General features: G+C 69.1%; 16 protein-coding genes and 1 riboswitch. Of the genes, 15 read left to right on the top strand and 1 reads right to left on the bottom strand.

Going from position 1 to position 16,821, the window contains the following annotated elements; translation table 11 throughout:
- Positions 1-250 precede the first annotated feature (250 nt).
- Entirely contained in the window at positions 251-2,356 is a 2,106-nt protein-coding gene (locus tag HRUBRA_RS07790) for a TonB-dependent receptor (RefSeq protein WP_035516087.1), read from the bottom strand.
- A 37-nt stretch (positions 2,357-2,393) separates the two neighbouring features.
- Positions 2,394-2,494: riboswitch (TPP riboswitch) on the bottom strand.
- A 110-nt stretch (positions 2,495-2,604) separates the two neighbouring features.
- Here HRUBRA_RS07790 and HRUBRA_RS07785 point away from each other — a divergent pair.
- From HRUBRA_RS07785 to gspM, 15 genes are all read left to right on the top strand, one after another.
- Entirely contained in the window at positions 2,605-3,642 is a 1,038-nt protein-coding gene (locus HRUBRA_RS07785; protein ID WP_052094519.1) for a GGDEF domain-containing protein, read from the top strand.
- 75 nt (positions 3,643-3,717) lie between these two features.
- Positions 3,718-3,894: a hypothetical protein gene (locus HRUBRA_RS15285; RefSeq protein ID WP_154664297.1), complete on the top strand. Its 177-nt coding sequence runs from the start codon at positions 3,718-3,720 to the stop codon at positions 3,892-3,894.
- 59 nt (positions 3,895-3,953) lie between these two features.
- Positions 3,954-4,574, top strand: coding sequence for an adenylyl-sulfate kinase (gene cysC, locus HRUBRA_RS07780; RefSeq protein ID WP_035516085.1), 621 nt, complete (start codon positions 3,954-3,956; stop codon positions 4,572-4,574).
- 37 nt (positions 4,575-4,611) lie between these two features.
- Positions 4,612-5,799: a sulfate adenylyltransferase gene (gene sat / locus HRUBRA_RS07775; protein WP_035516083.1), complete on the top strand. Its 1,188-nt coding sequence runs from the start codon at positions 4,612-4,614 to the stop codon at positions 5,797-5,799.
- Positions 5,800-6,097: 298 nt separating this feature from the next.
- The gene (gene gspC / locus HRUBRA_RS07770; RefSeq protein WP_052094518.1) at positions 6,098-7,153 is read left to right on the top strand and encodes a type II secretion system protein GspC; all 1,056 of its coding nucleotides are present in this window, start codon (positions 6,098-6,100) and stop codon (positions 7,151-7,153) included.
- Positions 7,153-9,177: a type II secretion system secretin GspD gene (gene gspD / locus HRUBRA_RS07765; protein ID WP_035516082.1), complete on the top strand. Its 2,025-nt coding sequence runs from the start codon at positions 7,153-7,155 to the stop codon at positions 9,175-9,177. The genes gspC and gspD overlap by 1 nt, the downstream gene beginning before the upstream one ends.
- Entirely contained in the window at positions 9,164-10,690 is a 1,527-nt protein-coding gene (gene gspE / locus HRUBRA_RS07760; protein WP_035516081.1) for a type II secretion system ATPase GspE, read from the top strand. Before gspD ends, gspE begins: the two co-directional genes overlap by 14 nt.
- 7 nt (positions 10,691-10,697) lie before the next feature.
- Entirely contained in the window at positions 10,698-11,930 is a 1,233-nt protein-coding gene (gspF, locus tag HRUBRA_RS07755; protein ID WP_035516080.1) for a type II secretion system inner membrane protein GspF, read from the top strand.
- A gap of 4 nt (positions 11,931-11,934) precedes the next feature.
- Positions 11,935-12,408: a type II secretion system major pseudopilin GspG gene (gene gspG / locus HRUBRA_RS07750; protein WP_052094517.1), complete on the top strand. Its 474-nt coding sequence runs from the start codon at positions 11,935-11,937 to the stop codon at positions 12,406-12,408.
- Positions 12,409-12,410: 2 nt separating this feature from the next.
- The gene (locus tag HRUBRA_RS07745; protein ID WP_035516078.1) at positions 12,411-13,022 is read left to right on the top strand and encodes a prepilin-type N-terminal cleavage/methylation domain-containing protein; all 612 of its coding nucleotides are present in this window, start codon (positions 12,411-12,413) and stop codon (positions 13,020-13,022) included.
- Positions 13,015-13,422: a type II secretion system minor pseudopilin GspI gene (gene gspI, locus HRUBRA_RS07740; RefSeq protein ID WP_052094516.1), complete on the top strand. Its 408-nt coding sequence runs from the start codon at positions 13,015-13,017 to the stop codon at positions 13,420-13,422. The genes HRUBRA_RS07745 and gspI overlap by 8 nt, the downstream gene beginning before the upstream one ends.
- Positions 13,406-14,068 carry a type II secretion system minor pseudopilin GspJ gene (gene gspJ, locus HRUBRA_RS07735; RefSeq protein ID WP_035516077.1) on the top strand — a complete coding sequence of 221 codons (663 nt, stop codon included), beginning with the start codon at positions 13,406-13,408 and terminating at the stop codon, positions 14,066-14,068. Before gspI ends, gspJ begins: the two co-directional genes overlap by 17 nt.
- Complete coding sequence (gspK, locus tag HRUBRA_RS07730) at positions 14,049-15,071, top strand: type II secretion system minor pseudopilin GspK (protein WP_161787606.1); 1,023 nt, start codon at positions 14,049-14,051, stop codon at positions 15,069-15,071. The genes gspJ and gspK overlap by 20 nt, the downstream gene beginning before the upstream one ends.
- Before the next feature lie 73 nt (positions 15,072-15,144).
- Entirely contained in the window at positions 15,145-16,347 is a 1,203-nt protein-coding gene (gene gspL, locus HRUBRA_RS07725; protein WP_035516076.1) for a type II secretion system protein GspL, read from the top strand.
- A complete protein-coding gene (gene gspM, locus HRUBRA_RS07720; RefSeq protein WP_035516074.1) occupies positions 16,347-16,817 on the top strand; it encodes a type II secretion system protein GspM in 471 nt (156 codons plus the stop codon). Before gspL ends, gspM begins: the two co-directional genes overlap by 1 nt.
- The last annotated feature ends 4 nt before the right edge of the window (positions 16,818-16,821 follow it).

Here is a 16,821-nt window from a genome sequence, read left to right as displayed (position 1 = left end):
GGCGTCGGTGCGAGCCCGGCCGCCGCCGCTGCCCCCTGGATGGCGAACTCCTCGGCCCGGTTCAGCCCCGGCGCCGCCGGATCGACGCCGTCGAGGCGCAGCACCAGGCGCTGATCGCCCCAGGCCAGGAGCCAGCTGTCGTTGCTTTCACCGCCGGGCAGCGGGCGCAGCACCCGGGGACTCCCGGGGGGCCGCGGTTCAATCGCCCAGGCCCGGCAGGTCGCGAGCGCCGCAGCGAGCGCGGGCGGCATCAGAACCGGTAGGCGACGCTCCCGCCGAGGACGCGGGGCTCGCCATACTGGTAGTAGGGCTCCACCGCATAACCCTTGCGGGGGTCGTTGCCGAAGCTGCCGAAGCCGCGGATGGTGTAATCCTCATCGCCGAGGTTGCGCACCCAGAGGGAGGCGTCCCAGTGCGTTGTGCGCAGGCCGCCGCGCAGGTGAAAAATGTCGTAGGCACCGGCGCGGGCCGCGTGCCGGTCCGAGAAATAGAAGCCGTCCTTGCCCTCGGCTTCCGCGCGCACATACCAGCCGCCGGGCGACGTCCAGGTGACGCCCGCAGCGTACTGGTAGTTTGGTGCGTGGGCCTGGTCGCGGCCGTCGAGGTCGTCGCCGGCGGCGTTCACATAATCGTCGAAGGTGGCATCGAGCAGGCCGAGGCTGGCAAAGAACGCCAGGCTGTCCGTGGGCTGCCAGTTGAGTTCCCACTCGAGGCCGAGGTTGGTACCGGTGTCGGCGTTGTCGGTGTAGTCGATGAAGGCCGTACTGCCATCGGGCCGGGGCAGCACCAGGGAGCCGCGGACCTGCTGGTCCTGCCGATCCATCCAGAACAGCGCCAGGCGGCTGGAGAGCCGGCCGTCGGCGAGCAGCGCCTTGTGGCCGAGCTCGTAGTTCCAGAGCCGCTCCTGGTCGAAGGTCGTGTTCGCGGCGAGCACCGGAGCGCCGTCGTTCACGGAGCCCGGGTCTGTGGCCAGTACGCCGGCATTGACGCCGCTGGCGCGGTAGCCGCGCGACACGCTGGCGTAGAGGAGGCCGCCGTCGGCGAGGTCCCAGGCCAGGGACAGCTTGCCGCCCCAGAGATCGTCCGAGGGCGTGGCGTCCACGCCGTTGCTGTCGCCGTAGTCCATGGTGCGGTGAGCGACGCGCAGGCCCGTGGTCAGGGTCAGTACGTCGCTGAGCGCAACATCCAGCTGGCCGTAAGCCGCGGCCGTGCGCGCCTCGAAGCGGCTGTTAAAGTCGCTGGCCAGGAAGGTGTAGCGGCGGCGCAGCGTCTCGTCGTCGCTGAGGCCATAGAGGCCCGCCACCCACTCCGTGGGCCGGCCGAGGAGCACAAGCGGCTGCCTTGAAGATAGGCGCACTTCCGCGCTTACGCTGTCGCGCTCGCGACGGAATTCGTCAAAGGAGCTGTACTCGAGCTCCGGGGCGATACCGACGAAAGCCCAGTCCTCGTCGTAGGCGTAGGCCGTGTCGGTGCTGGCGACACTGAGGAAGGTCTCGAGGTCCACCGCATCGCCTTCCCGGTGCCACTTGAGGCTGCCCGCGAGGGCCTCGAGGGTGTCGCGTCCCGGCTGATCCGAGAGCGTGCTGCGGGTGTTGTCGAGGGAGAAGGCGTCGTAGCCGTTGTTCACATCGACGGCGAAGAGGTGCAGGTCGACGCTGTTGCGGGTATCCGGTAGCCAGCGCAGCCTGGCGCTGGCGTTGGTCTCGTCGCGGTTGTTGGTGTCGTCGCGGCCGAGCCAGGCGTTGTCCATGTAGCCGTCGCTCTCGTTGTGGCCGAGGCTCAGCCGGTAGCGCAGCGTGTCGGTGAGCGGCCCCGTGAGGGCTGCGCCGAGGGTGCGGGTGTCGTAGTCCGCAGCGCTGACCTCGATGCGCCCGCCGGTCTCCGCGGCCGGGGCGGCCGTGCGCAGGTTGATCAGGCCGGCGAGGGCATTGGCGCCGTGCAGCGTGCCCTGGGGCCCGCGCAGGACCTCCACCTGCTCCACGTCGAAGAGCAGGGCGGCGGTGCCGAGGCCGGAGAAATCCACGCCGTCAATACGCAGGCCCACGGAGGGGTTCAGCGGCTCAACGAACTGGGAGCGCTCGCCGATACCCCGGACCTGATAGAAGCGCGCGCGGGAACTGCCCCCGGCGAAGTTGACGTTCGGCGCCAGGTTGAGGACATCCTCGAGGTGCCGGGCGGCGCGCTGACGGATGGTGCGGCTGTCGACGACGCTGGTGCTGGCGCTCTGCTCGAGGAGCGGCGTGTTGCGCAGCTCCGCGGTGACTACGATTTCCTCGAGGGGGGCTGCGCCCGCGCCGGCGGCGAGGCAGGCCAGGGCAAGCAGGCCGGGGCGGCTTAGGGTGACAGGGTGCTTCATGGGATCCTCCCTCGACGGCGGGGGGAGGGCGGCCACGGCGGACCTTCGACACCATCCCTACGCCGGTATTGTCCGGTTCAGGTTCGAAGGGTTCGCTCGCGAGAGCGTCTCAGGCCGTGGCCACCCCTTGGCAGGCGCTGAGTATACGGCCGCGCGAGCGGCGGTGTAAACTCGCATGCTCGGCGAGCGGGGGCCACGGCGTGAGAGAAACGAGGCAGCAGGCTGGGGCGCGACGCGCCGGGGAACGCGTGAGCGTTGACCGGGCGCTTTTCGAGCACGTGCTCCATGCTCATCAGCGCCTCCAGGGCAAGCTGGACTTCGGCCAGCTGGTTGATTTCCTGGTCGTCGAGCTGCCCCGGCGCCTCGGGCTGCCCGCCGCCGAGCTCCAGCTGGCGGACCCGGACGGTGAACTCGCCGCGCTGCTGCCGGAGCGCCTGCTCGGCCAGCGTTGCCTGCAACTCGCCGTGGACCCCTTCGACCTCGAGAGCCTGTACCTGGCTGTGCCCCAGGTGGAGGTGGTGGAGTTCGGCGACGAGCGCATGTTCCGCATCCTCGCCTGGGACGACAAGGCCGGCGGCGCGGTGCTCATGCCGCTGATCGAGGCAGGGCACCTTCTCGGAAGCTATCACTGGGGCCTGCGCTCGCCGCAGTGGGAGGCCGGACGCCCGGACCACGAGCTCATGCGCAGCCTCACCCAGTCCATCTCCGCCGCCTTCGTGCGTATCCGCCAGCACCAGCAGGCGGATCAGTACACGCTGCTGGATCCGGTGACCGCGGTCGGCAACCAGCGCGCTTTCCGCCGCGCCCTCGGTCGGGAGCTCGCCCGCGCCGGGCGCTTCGCCCAGCCCATCAGCCTGCTGTACCTGACCCTCGATGAACAGGAGGATCTGTATCGTCAGTATGGCGAGGCCGCCTGCCGCTTTGCCCTCAAACGCGTGGTGCAGCGCTTGAGTTCTGATCTGCGCGAGACCGATTCCCTGTCGCGCATCGCCGACGACAAGTTTGCTGTGCTGCTGCCGGCCTGCAGCGAGCACCACGGTCACGATATTGCCGAGCGCATGTGCCGCGATATCGAGGATTTTGCCATTGACGACGGCCGCGGCGGTGCGCTCTATTCCACCCTCAGCATCGGCGTTGTTACCTGGACCCCGGACACCCTGCCGGCGGAGAACCTCGAGCGGCTGTCGGTGCTCCTGCAGGCAGAGGCGGAGACGGCGCTCGCCCAGGCCGTGCTCGCCGGCGGCAACCGCGTTTCCATGGCTCGCCTGGGCGTGCTGATGGTCTGAGCCCAGCCGTGAGGCCGCCCGGCGGCCGTGTTATCATCCACGTCGCGACGACTGGCCCCGGAGGGACCTCGAGCCGTGCAGCTGCTGTTTGTGTTGCTGGTGCTGTTTGCCGCCCTCGCCCTGCTGGTGCTGCTGGGGGAGCGCTATGGGCGGCCCCCGAGTCCGGGGCAGCTGGCGCGACTGCGGCGCTGGATCCTGCCGCTGGTGGGCGCCCTGCTGGTGCTGTCGCTCGTTGATTACTACTGGGCCTGAGGGGCCCGCGCGATGCCTGCTCCCCTGCCCGGAGCGGGCCCGGATAAGGACCTGCCTACATGACGGAACAAAAAGCCACCAACGTGCACTGGCACGAGGGTGATATCGGTCGCGCCGAGCGCGGCAAACTGCTGGGCCACGGCGCCGCCACGATCTGGTTCACCGGGCTGTCCGGCAGCGGCAAGAGCACCGTGGCGGTCGCTCTCGAGGGCGTTCTCCATGAACAGGGCGTCCTCGCCTATCGCCTCGACGGCGACAACGTGCGCCTGGGCATCAATCGCAATCTGGGCTTCAACGCCGAGGACCGCGCCGAGAACATCCGCCGCGTCGGCGAGGTCGCCAAACTGTTTGTCGATTGCGGCGCCGTCGCCCTGAGCTCCTTCATCAGCCCCTATGCCGCGGACCGGGACAAGGTTCGTGCGCTGCACGAGGAAGCCGGCCTGCCGTTTATCGAGGTCTTCGTCGACTGCTCCCTCGAGGCGGCCGAGGCCCGGGATCCGAAGGGCCTGTACAAGAAGGCCCGGGCCGGGGAGATCAAGAACTTCACCGGCATCGACGATCCCTACGAGGCGCCGGCGAACCCGGAGCTTCACCTGCACTCCGACCAGCAGTCGCTGGAGGAAGAGGTGGAAGCGATCCTGGCGCTGCTGCGTGAGCGCGGCATCATTCCCGCCGCCTGACGGCGCCCCGGCCCCTCAACACCCAAGGAGACCGACCATGATCAAGCCCCACGGCTCCCAGGAGCTCAATCCCCGCTACGTCGCCGACGCGACGGCGCGCGCCGCCCTGGCCGAAGAGGCCGAGGGGCTGCCGAGCCTGCTCCTCAACTCTGCGGCCGCCGCGAACGCGGTGATGCTCGGTGCCGGCTATTTCAATCCGCTGCCGGGTTTCATGGACCTCGCCGACGCCCTGTCCGTGGCCGAGACCCTGCGCACGAAAGAGGGCCTTTTCTGGCCTGTGCCCATCCTCAACTTCACCGATGACGGGAGCATCGAGGCCGGCACGCGCATCGCCCTGCGCGACCCGAACGTCGACGGCAATCCGGTGCTTGCGATCATGGATGTCAGCGCCGTGGAGCCGGTAACGGACGCGCAGGTTGAGGCCATGGCGGCGAAGGTCTTCCGCACCCTGGACCCGGAGCACCCCGGCGTGGCCACCTTCACCACCCTTGGCCGCCGCCTTGTGTCCGGCCCTATTCAGGTGCTGAACTTCTCCTACTTCGAGAAGGACTTCCCCGAGACCTTCCGCACGGCCGTGCAGATCCGCGACGAGATCGCCGCCCGCGGCTGGGAAAAGGTCGTCGCCTTCCAGACCCGCAACCCCATGCACCGGGCCCATGAAGAACTCTGCCGCATGGCCCTGCAGGATCTCGATGCCGACGGCATCCTCGTGCACATGCTCCTCGGCAAGCTCAAGCCCGGCGACATTCCCGCGGACGTGCGCGATGCAGCGATCCGCAAGATGGTCGACGTATACTTCCCCGAGAACACAGTGATGATCACCGGCTACGGTTTCGACATGCTCTACGCCGGCCCCCGGGAAGCCGTGCTGCATGCGGTCTTCCGCCAGAACTGTGGCTGCACGCACCTGATTGTCGGCCGCGATCACGCCGGCGTCGGCGATTATTACGGCGGCTTCGATGCGCAGGACATCTTCGATGACGAGGTGCCCGAGGGTGCCCTGGCGCTGGAGATCTATCGCGCGGATCACACGGCCTACAGCAAGAAGCTCGACCGGGTGGTGATGATGCGCGATGCGCCGGACCATACGAAGGAGGATTTCGTGCTCCTGTCCGGCACCGCCGTGCGCGATATGCTCAGCCGCGGGGTCGCCCCGCCGCCCGAGTTCTCCCGGCCGGAGGTGGCGCAGATTCTCATGGACTACTACCGCTCGACGGTGTCCTGAGCCCGGGCGCCAGGCGGAAGCCGGGTTGCTCGTAGAGTTCCGGGGTGAGTGCGGGATACTTCTCTCAGCCTGACCCGGCCGGGTCGCTCCCCGATACACGCCTTGTGAGAGATGTATCCGCACTCACCCCTGGCGCCTTGCGTACTGCCGGCAGGGCAGGGGTCTGGCACGGTTGCCGGGCTTTTCACATTAGTGTCACAATTTTGCCATTCAATGGGCACCCCCGTGGGTGCTCCCTGCGGGGTGCACCGCCGTGCTCGCGGCGGCTGCAACGCAGGTGAAGGTCCGGAGGACGTGCGTGCCGCAAACGTGGCGGGAAACCCTGACGGCCGGCCTGGCCGGTGTCGGTCAGCGGGGACAGGCTGTCGTGCTCTACTGGGCCCGGCCGGAGCGCCTGCGGCGTCTGCAGCAGGCGCTGCTGGTGCTCCTCGCCGCCTGGGTCTGCTTCTCCCTGGCCCGCCTGGGCTGGTCTTTCCTGCCGACCCCCACAGCCCCCATGCCCCCGGCGAGCGCCCTCGTCAATCCGGCCAGCCGTGCCGCGGCGCCGGCCGCCGGGCCCGCCGTCGACATCGAGGCCGCCGTCAGCTGGCACCTGTTCGGTGAAGCGGGCGCGCTCACGGAAGAGGCCCTTGCCGAGCTTGCGCAGCAGCAGGCGACAACCGCAAAACCGAAGGCCGGCATCGAGGACGGTGCCCGGGAAACGCGCCTCGCTCTCACCCTGACCGGCATCGTCGCTACGGACGAGGACGGCCTTGGCTTTGCCATGATCGAGCACCGCGGTGCGCAGCAGGTCTATGCCGTCGGCGATGAGCTGCCCGTGGGCGGGCGCGTGGTGCTCGCCAAGGTGCTGCCGCAGCGGGTCGTGCTGGACAACGGCGGCACCTATGAACTCCTGACGCTGTTCGAGGCCAGTGAACTCGGCGCGCAGCTGGCGGGGGCCGCGCCGTCGACGACTCCGGCGAGGGCCCCGGCGCCCGCCGGCGAGGCGCCGGAACGGGAAACGTTGAGTGTTGCCCCCCGCGCCAGCGGTCTTGCGACGCAGTACCGCGAGCGCCTGTACAATGATCCGCAATCCCTGGCCGACGTGGTGCGCATAACCGCGGTGCGCCAGGATGACCAGCTCGTCGGCTACCGGGTCAGCCCCGGCCGCGCCAGCGAGGACTTCGCCGCCCTCGGCTTCGAGCCCGGGGACATCGTCACCGGGGTGAATGGCCTCGCGCTGACGGACCCGGCGAACACGGTCCGCCTCTATCAGGCCATGCGCGAGGCCCGGGAGGCGGTATTCGACCTGACGCGCGACGGCGAGGCGCTGTCGCTCAGCGTGCGGCTGGCCGCCGCCGGAGACACCGATTGATGCAACATCTGCCCCGCCTGCTTGTCCTGCTCCTCGCCTTCGCCCTGGCCTTCGCGCGTGTTCCCGCGACCTCCGCCCAGGACTTTACCGTCAACCTCAAAGACACGGATATCCAGGAGCTGATCCAGTTCGTCGCCGAGGTCACCGGCACCACGATCGTCGTGGACCCGGCGGTGAAGGGCAAGGTGAAGGTCGTGTCGTCGCGCCCGGTGAACCGCAGCGAGCTCTACGATCTGTTTCTGTCGATTCTCGACGTGCACGGCTACACGGCGGTGCGCTCCGGGGAGGTGGTCCGCGTGATCCAGTCCAAGGACGCGCGCTCGGCCTCACTGCCGGTGGAGGACGCCAGCGGTCGCGTGTCCGACGAGTACGTGACCCAGGTTATCCGCCTCGACAACATCTCGGCGGCCAAGCTGATCCCGGTGCTCCGGCCCCTGGTGCCGCAGCAGGCGCACATGGCGGCCTACGCCCCGAGCAACGCCATCATCATCTCGGATACCGCGGCCAACATCCGCCGCATGGTCGATATCATCCAGCGCATGGATCGTTCCGCCACGGCGGAGACGGAGGTCATCGCCCTCACCTACGCCGTCGCCGGCGAGGTGGTCGATATATTGAAGAAGCTCAACGACCCGGCGCAGAAGCAGGCCGGGGAAGCGGAGCCGGAGGTGCTGCTGGTGCCGGACCAGCGCACCAACAGCGTGCTGGTCAACGGCGATGAGATACAGCGCGCGCGCATCCGTCGCCTCATCGATTACCTCGACACGCCGCTGCAGCAGACCGGCAACGTCAAGGTCGTCTACCTCGAGTACGCCCAGGCAAAGGACGTATCGGAGGTGCTCACCCGCGTGATGCAGAACATCAGCCGCCTCGACAGTCCCGATGGCAAGGGCGGGCGCAACAGCGAGGCGACCATCGAGGCCGATGAGGGCACCAACAGCCTTATTATCACTGCGGACCCGAATCAGATGGCGGCGCTGGAGTCGGTGATCCACCGCCTCGATATCCGCCGCGCCCAGGTGCTGGTGGAGGCGATTATTGTCGAGATGGAAATCACCGACGGCGCGGACCTCGGTCTGCAGTGGCTGTTCGCCAACGATGACGGTGTCTTCGGCAGCAACGTCAACGCCGGCGATGCCCGGGCGAGGAATATCGCCGGTGCCATTCTCAACCCGGACGGTACCGAGGCCCAGCCGCTTAACACCACCGGCGATTTCAATGTCGGCGCCCTGGCCGGCGCCCTGGCCCAGTCTCCGGGCATGACCCTCGGCTGGGGTGTGGTCGATGACAACCTCAGCATGACGGTGATCCTCAACGCCCTGCGCGAACGCACCAACGCCAACATTCTTTCCACGCCGTCGCTGCTGACCCTCGACAACCAGGAGGCCTACATCACCGTGGGCCAGAATGTGCCTTTCGTCACCGGCTCCTTCACCAACACCGGCACGGCGAACGGCGCCCAGAATCCCTTCCAGACCATCGAGCGGCAGAATGTCGGGATCACCCTGGCGGTCAAGCCCCATATTAACGAGGGCGATGCGGTGGTGCTGGATATCGAGCAGGAAGTCTCCAGCCTCACGGGCCTCACGGGCGCCCAGGCCATGGCCTCAGACCTGATCACCAACGAGCGCAAGGTCCAGACCAAGGTCCTCGCCGAGGATCAGCGCATCGTCGTCCTCGGCGGCCTGATCAAGGACGACGTGCAGGATTCCCAGCAGAAGGTACCGATCCTCGGCGACATCCCGCTCCTGGGGCGCCTGTTCCGCAACGACTCCGTGAACGTGACCAAGACCAACCTGCTGATCTTCATCCGCCCGACGATCATCCGCGACAGTGCGGCGCTGGAGGGAGCCACGGCGCTCAAGTACAAGGAGATCCGCAACCAGCAGCTCAAGCGCCGGGAGCAGGGGCTCATGTTCATTGACGACGCCGACTTCCCGGTGCTGCCGGAATGGGAGGCCCAGATCCAGCAGCTCGAGGAGCTCCGCGAGGAGTCGGCAGGAGAGGACGATGGACAGCGCTGAGGCCGCCTTCGCTCCGCGCCCGGCCACCGCGGCCCCGGACGCTCCCGCGGCACCGCGACGGCTGCCCTTTGCCTTCGCCCAGCACTACGGGGTGCTCCTCGAAGACGGCGACGAGCCGGTGATCTACCATCTGGGCCCGCCTGCCTATGACGTGCTGGTGGAGTTGCGCCGGGTGATCGGCGGGCCCTTCCGCCTGCGGCCGCTTGAGGAGGCTGCCTTCCAGCAGCGCCTGAGCCAGGCCTACCAGCGCGATAACAGCGAAGCCGTGCAGATGGCCGAAGACATCAGCGCCGACGTGGACCTGGGCCGCCTTGCGGAGGAAATCCCGGACGCCGGCGACCTCATGGAGGCCGAGGACGACGCGCCGATCATCCGCCTGATCAACGCGATCCTGTCCCAGGCGGTGCGCGAGCAGGCCTCCGATATCCATATCGAGACCTTCGAGCACCGTCTCTCCGTGCGTTTCCGCATCGACGGGGTGCTCAGCGAGGTGCTCTCGCCGAAGCGCATGCTCGGGCCGCTGCTCGTGTCGCGGCTGAAGGTGATGGCGCGCCTCGACATCGCCGAGAAGCGGGTGCCCCAGGACGGGCGGATTTCCATCCGCATCGCCGGCCACGCGGTAGACATCCGCATGTCCACGATCCCCTCGGCCTATGGCGAGCGCGTGGTGCTGCGCCTTCTCGACAAGCAGGCCGGGCAGCTGGAGCTTGCCCAGCTGGCCATGCCGGAGCGCGTGCACAGCGGCTTCCGGCGGGCCCTGCAGAGCCCCCACGGCATTATTCTCGTGACCGGCCCCACGGGTTCCGGCAAGACCACCACGCTCTACGCGGGCCTCGACGCCATCAACGACACCGAGCGCAACATCCTGACTATCGAGGACCCGATCGAGTACATGCTCCCCGGCGTCGGTCAGACCCAGGTCAATCCGAAGGTCGAGATGACCTTTGCCCGCGGTCTGCGCGCGATCCTCCGCCAGGACCCGGACGTGGTCATGGTCGGCGAAATTCGAGATCTGGAGACGGCGGAAATCGCTGTGCAGGCCTCGCTCACGGGGCACCTAGTGCTGTCCACGCTGCACACAAACACCGCCATCGGTGCGGTGACCCGGCTCCAGGATATGGGCATCGAACCCTTCCTGCTCTCTTCCAGTCTTCTCGGGGTCATGGCTCAGCGCCTGGTGCGCGTGCTCTGCGAGCACTGCAAGACGCCGCACCTGCTCAGCGACAGCGAGGCGGCGCTCCTCGGCGGCGAGGCCAGCCGCGGCCGCAGTGTCTTCCGTCCAGTGGGCTGTGAGCACTGCAACCAGAGCGGTTACCGCGGACGCATGGGCATCTACGAACTCATCGAGGTGCGCGACCGGCTGCGGGCGATGATCCACGAGGGCGCCAGCGAGCAGGAGATGCTCGGCGAGGCGCGCCGCGAGTACCCCAGTATCGAGGACGACGGACGCCAGCGGGTGCTCTCGGGGCAGACCAGCCTCGAGGAAGTCATGCGCGTTACCGCGCTGGTCTGAGGCGCCCGTGCCCGCCTTTCGCTACCGCGCCCTGAACCCTGCCGGCAAGTTGGTGCGGGGCGTGCTCGAGGGCGATTCGGAGCGCGCCATCCGCCAGCAGCTGCGCACGCAAAGTCTGCGCCCGGTGGAGGTGAGCGCAGCCAACCGCGCACCAGTCCAGGGAGCTCGCTCGCGCCTGGGCTCCGGGCTGGGCCTGGGCCGGCCGCGGGTCAGCCCCGGGGACCTGTCGCTGCTGACCCGCCAGCTGGCCACGCTGGTGTTGTCCAACCTGCCCCTCGCCGAGTGTCTGCAGGCGGCGGCGGAGCAGAGCCGCAAGCCGGGCACAAAGGCGCTATTGCTGCAGGTGCGCTCGCGGGTGGCCGAGGGCCACACCCTGGCCTATGCGCTCGGCGAGTTCCCGCAGGTGTTCAGCGAGATGTACCGGGCCATGGTCAACGCTGGCGAGCACGCGGGCTTCCTGGGCCCGGTGCTGGCGCAGCTGGCCGACTACGCTGAGCAGCGCCAGTACACGGCGCAGAAACTGAAGATGGCGATGATCTACCCGGTGATTCTTCTCGCCGTGGCGGTGGCCGTGGTGACGGCGCTGCTGGTGTTCGTGGTGCCGGAGCTGATCGGTATCTTTGCCCACAGCAACCGCGAGCTGCCGCTGCTGACCCGGGGACTCATCGCCACCAGCGGGTTTCTCGAGGCCTGGGGCGCAGCGCTGCTGCTGATGCTGGTGGCGCTGGCCGTCGGCCTGCGGCGCCTGCTGCGCGCGCCGGCCCGGCGCAAGGCCTGGCATCGCTGGCTGCTCCGTGTGCCGGGGCTCTCGCGGCTGCTGGTGGCGGTGGATACGGCGCGTTTTGCCTCGACCTTGAGTATCCTCATGGCCAGCGGGGTGCCCCTCCTCGAGGCGCTGCGCATCGCCGGGCAGGTACTCTCCAACCTGATGCTGCGCGAGGAGAGCCTGCGCGTGGCCGAACGGGTGCAGGAGGGGGCGAGCCTGAGCAAGGCCCTCGGGCAGAGCGGCCTGTTCCCGCCGATGATGGTGCATATGGTGGCCAGCGGTGAGGCCAGCGGCGAGCTCGAGACCATGCTCGAGCGCAGCGCCGGCAACCAGGAGCGGGAGCTGGAAATGACCCTGGGGACCGCCATGGGACTGTTCGAGCCCCTGATGGTGGTGGTCATGGGGGGCCTGGTACTGGTGATTGTGCTGGCGATCCTGCTGCCGATCTTTGATCTGAACACAATGGTAAGGTAACGACATGACGCGACAGACCCTGGCTCCACGAACCCTGCGGCGCCCCCGGCGCCCCCGCGCTGCCGGTTTCTCCCTGGTAGAGATCCTGGTGGTACTGGTGATCATGGGCCTGCTCATCAGCGTGGTGGCGCCCACGGTGCTCAACCGGGCCGATGAGGCGCGGGTGCAGAAAGCGCAGGCTGACTTCAAGGCCATCGAAACGGCGCTGAAGATCTACCGTCTCGACAACTACGTCTACCCGACGACAGAGCAGGGACTGGAGGCGCTGGTGGCGCCGAGTACCCTCGATCCGGAGCCGCGCAACTTCAAGGAGGGCGGCTACCTCGCCGAGGTGCCCACGGATCCCTGGGGCCGGCCCTACCTGTACCTGAGTCCCGGCGAGCGCGGCGAGGTGGACATCTACACCCTCGGCGCCGACGGTCTCTCCGGCGGCGAAGGCCAGAATGCCGACATCGGTAACTGGCGCGACGAGGACTAGCCGTGTGCCGCCAGCGTGGCTTCAGCCTGCTGGAAATGCTCGTGGTGCTGCTGGTGGTGGTGGTGATCGTTTCCCTGGCCAGCCTCAACACGGGCAGCGGTGCCGAGGAGCGCCGCCTGGCCGAAGAGGTGCGCTTCCTCGCTGACATTGCCGCTTACGCGCGCGACGAGGCGGCCTTCAGCGGCCGCGACTTCGGTCTGCTCGTCGGCGAGGAGCTGCGTGGGGGCGAGCGGGTCACGGTGCTGCGGTTCCGCGAGCGGCGCCTTCCCGGCGAGCGCGAGGCGATGCCGGGGGACGAAGACGCTGCCGACGGGCCGCTTTGGGAGCGCCCGCGCGGCGACGCCGAACTGTTCGAGCCGCTGGTATTTCCCGCGTCGCTGGACATCGAACTGGCGATCGAGGGCGTTCCGGTGGCGCTCGACCGCGGCGGTCATCGGCAGGAGGCCGCGACCGGCGGTGTGCCCCAGGTGATCTTCTACGCCAGCGGCGAGGCGACCCCGGGAACCCTGGTGTTCCGCCAGGCGGCCACCGGTGACTTTCTCTGGGAACTGCGCTGGGATCTCCTCGGCCGCAGCGAGATCACCGACGACCCGCTGGGGGCCGGCGATGCCTGAGCAGCGCGCCCGCGGCTTCACCCTCGTGGAGGTGCTGGTCGCCCTTGCCGTGGTTGCCCTTTCCCTGCCTGCGCTGCTGTTCGCCCTGGATCAGCAGGTGGACGGCACCGCCTACCTGCGCGACAAGTCCCTCGCCCGGCTGGTGGCAAGCAACAAGCTCACGGAAGTACGCCTCCTCGCCGGGGCCCGCGGCCAGCTGCTGCGCGGCAGCGAAAGCGGTGAAGAGCGCCTCGCCGGTCGCGACTGGTACTGGTGGCTCGACAGCAGCAGTACGGAGGTTCCCGGCTTCAACCGCATCACCGTGCGCGTGAGCCTCAGTCCCGGTGACGACGCTAACAGCCTGGTCACGCTGGTGGGTTACCTCGATGATCCGGGAGGCGGCGATGAACCGGCCCCCTAGCCCCCGCCGGCGCCGGGGTTTTACGCTCGTGGAGGTGCTGCTTGCCCTGGCGGTCACCGCCTTTGTCGCTGCGGCCGCCTACGCGGGCCTGGCGGCGGTGATCGACGGGGTCGAGGGGACCCGCGCTGTGGCGCGGCGCACGGAAGATCTGAACCGCACCTTGATGATTCTCTCCCGGGACCTGCGCCAGTTCGCGCCGCGCCCGGTGCGCGACGAGTTCGGTGAGCCTGAGCCGGCCTTGAGCGGTGGCCCCCTCGCGCCTTTTGCGCTGACCCTCACCCGCAGCGGCTGGCACCCCAGCGCCGGGCAGCCGCGCAGCCATCTGGAGCGCGTGAGCTATTACCTCGAGGACGAGGCGCTCTGGCGGCTGTCCTGGCCGGTGCTGGACCGGGCGAGCGCCGGGGAGCCGCAGCGGGTGCGTCTCCTCGACGGTGTGGAGCGCCTGGAGCTGCGCTTTCTCGAGCGCCTCGACGCGCTCACCGCCGGCCGCGGCAGCGACATCGACAGCCGGGACTGGGAGCGCAGCTGGATCCGCGAGGTGGGCGTCGACACGCCGCTGCCGCCGCCCCCGGCGGCCGTCGAGCTGCGCCTGACCATCGCCTCCCTCGGTGAACTGCGGAGGGTCTATGCGCTGCCGCAGCTTTAGGGGCGGGCGCCAGGACGGCGTTGCCCTGGTGGTGGCGCTACTGGTCTTTGCGCTCGCGGCAGTGCTCCTGGTGGCGCTGCAGCGCGAGTTCAGCCTCTTTTACCGCCGCGCCGGCAACCAGCTCCTTGCCGAGCAGTCCTGGGCGTACCTGCGCGGCGCCGAGGCGCTGGCCGCGCTGGCGCTGGCGCGGGATTACGAGCTCGACCAGCAGCGCGAGGCACCCCGGGACGATCTCAGCGAGCTCTGGGCCCAGGAGTCCGCACCCTATGCCCTGGACGAGGGCGGCTGGCTCATGGGTGATCTTCAGGACCTGCAGGGTCGCTTCAACCTGAACCTGCTCGCGGCGCGCGGTGAAACTGCCGGGGCCGGCGGGCTGCCGAGCTGGACCCCGGCGCAGGCGTTTTTCATCCGGCTGCTCGTCAGCTTCGAGGACCTGGCCGTGGACCAGACGACCGCCATTGCCGTGACCGAGGCCATCGGCGACTGGCTGGACGCAGATCAGATGCCGCGGGCTAACGGCGCTGAAGATGACAGCTACCTTGTGCGCACCCCGGCCTACCGCGCCGCCAACCGGCCCATGGTGAGCGTGAGCGAGCTGCGCGCGGTGGCCGGCGTCACGGCGGCGCTCTACGCCCGCCTGGAGCCCCTGGTGACGGTGTGGCCGGAGGCCCCCGGGGGGCTCAATATCCACACCATGCCGCCGGCGCTGCTGCGTGCTGTAAACCGGGACGGCAGTCTCGAGCCACTGCCGGAGGCCGATGTCGAGGCGCTCCTGGAGCAGCGCCGAAGCACCGGCTTTGCAGACAAGCGCGCCTTCCTCCAGGATCCGGTCTTCGGCGGCGCCACCCTGGAACGCGTGGGGACGCTCCTCGGTGAATCCTCGAACTGGTTCCTCCTCGCCGCCCGGGTCGAGATTGCCGACCGTGAGCAGCGCTTGTACAGTGTCCTGCACCGTGAAGCCCGCGCCGTGCGCAGTGTCATGCGCGCCAGCGGGAGCCTGTGACCAGCCGTGGTTGAACCCCTTTTCCGAGCCCGTGAAGCCAGCCCCTTGAAGACAAGCCTGTGAAGATCAGCCTGTGAGCGAAAACCTGAACGTGCTCCGCCTCGTCGGCGGCGAACTCCGCTGGTATCGCGCCGGAAGCACCGGTGCGCCCGAGCCCGTGAGTGACCCCGGCGTGGCCGGGCGTCTCGCCGGGCTTCTCGCCGAGCGCCGGGAAGCGGTGGTCTTCGCCGCTCCCGGGGAGGACGTGCGCCTGGTGGCGCTCACGGTCACCGCCGAGGAGAAAAAACACCTGAGCGCCTCGCTGCCGTTCATGCTCGAGGAGGCCGTCGCCGAGGATATCGAGGCACTGCATGTGGCCGGGCACCACCGCGGCGACCTCGCGTACACGGCCATGCTCTGCCGCCACGCGTGCATGGCCGCCTGGGCCGAGGCCCTTGCGGTGCTGCCCCCGGTCCGCTGCTGGACGCCGGAGCCGCTGCTGCTGCCCTGGCGGGCGGGGGAGTGGTGCCTGCTTGTGGAGGGCGACCGGGCGCTGCTGCGCCACGGCGCCGGCGCCGGCACGGCCGTGGAGCGAGACCTGCTGCCGCCGCTCCTTGAAGCGCTCCTGGCCGGCGGCGAGACACCGGACGCGCTGGTGGTCTACGGCGAGGACCAGACTGCGGACACAGCGCTGTTGCCGGCGGCCCTCGCCGGGCGCTGCCAGTGGCGCCGCGGCGGCTTTGCCCAGGCGCTGTGGCTGACGGAGGACGGCGAGCGGCCTAACCTGCGCCAGGGTGAGTACGCCCCACGGCTGCCCCTCGGCCGCTGGTGGACCCAGTGGCAGCGGGTGGCCGTGGTGCTCGGGGTCGCCTTCGCGCTCCAGCTTGCGGCCACCGCCGCCGATTACCGGCAGCTGCGCGGCGTTAACCTCTCCCTGCGCGAGGCCATCCAGACCCGCTACCGGGAGGCCTACCCGCGGGGGGCTGTGGTCGACGCGGAGACCCAGCTGCGGCGCCAGCTCGAAGCCCTCAAGGGTTCGGGCCAGAGCAGCGGCTTCACCCGTCTTCTCGCCCGCGTCGGCGCGGTGGTCCATGGGCAGCGCGGCACGGCGATCGAAAGCCTCAACTACAGTCAGCGCGGCAGCGAGCTGCGCCTGAATATCCGCGCACCGGATTTCGGTGCGGTTGAGCGGGTCCGTTCGGGGCTTGCCGCTGCCGGGGTGGACGCGATCATGGAGAGCAGCACCAACGACGGTGACGGCGTGCGCGCGCGGCTGCGCGTCGGGGGCCGCAGCTGATGCGCTGGCTCGAACGCTTTACTCCGCGCGAGCAGCTGAGTCTGTTGCTAATGGGGCTGGCCGTGATCGCCTGGGCCGGCTGGATGCTGCTGTGGATGCCGCTCCGCGATGCCCGTAACGAGATGGCTCTGCGCAACGACGCCACGGCGGTGGTGCTGCAGCGGGTTGACGCCATGGTCTCGGAGATCCTTGCCCTGCGCGCCGACGGCGGCGCCACCGGCCAGCGCGGCAATCTGGTGTCGCTGATCAATCGCAGCACGGCGGCCGCTGGCCTCGCGGTCAGCCGCCTGCAGCCGAACAGCCGCGGCGAGGTACAGGTGCGCTTTGAGGCCGCGGCCTTTGATGACCTCTTCGCCTGGCTCCATCGCCTGGAGAGCGAGGAGGGCATACTCGTCGCCGAGGTCGCCATCAGCCGCGCCGGCACGCCGGGGCGCGTCAACGCCACCGTGCGCCTCGGCCAGGGTGCCTGAGGCG

Origin of the sequence: Pseudohaliea rubra DSM 19751 (genome assembly GCF_000764025.1) — a bacterium.
In the GTDB taxonomy this organism is placed as follows: Bacteria; Pseudomonadota; Gammaproteobacteria; order Pseudomonadales; family Halieaceae; genus Pseudohaliea; species Pseudohaliea rubra.
This window is presented reverse-complemented; position numbering and strand designations above follow the sequence as displayed.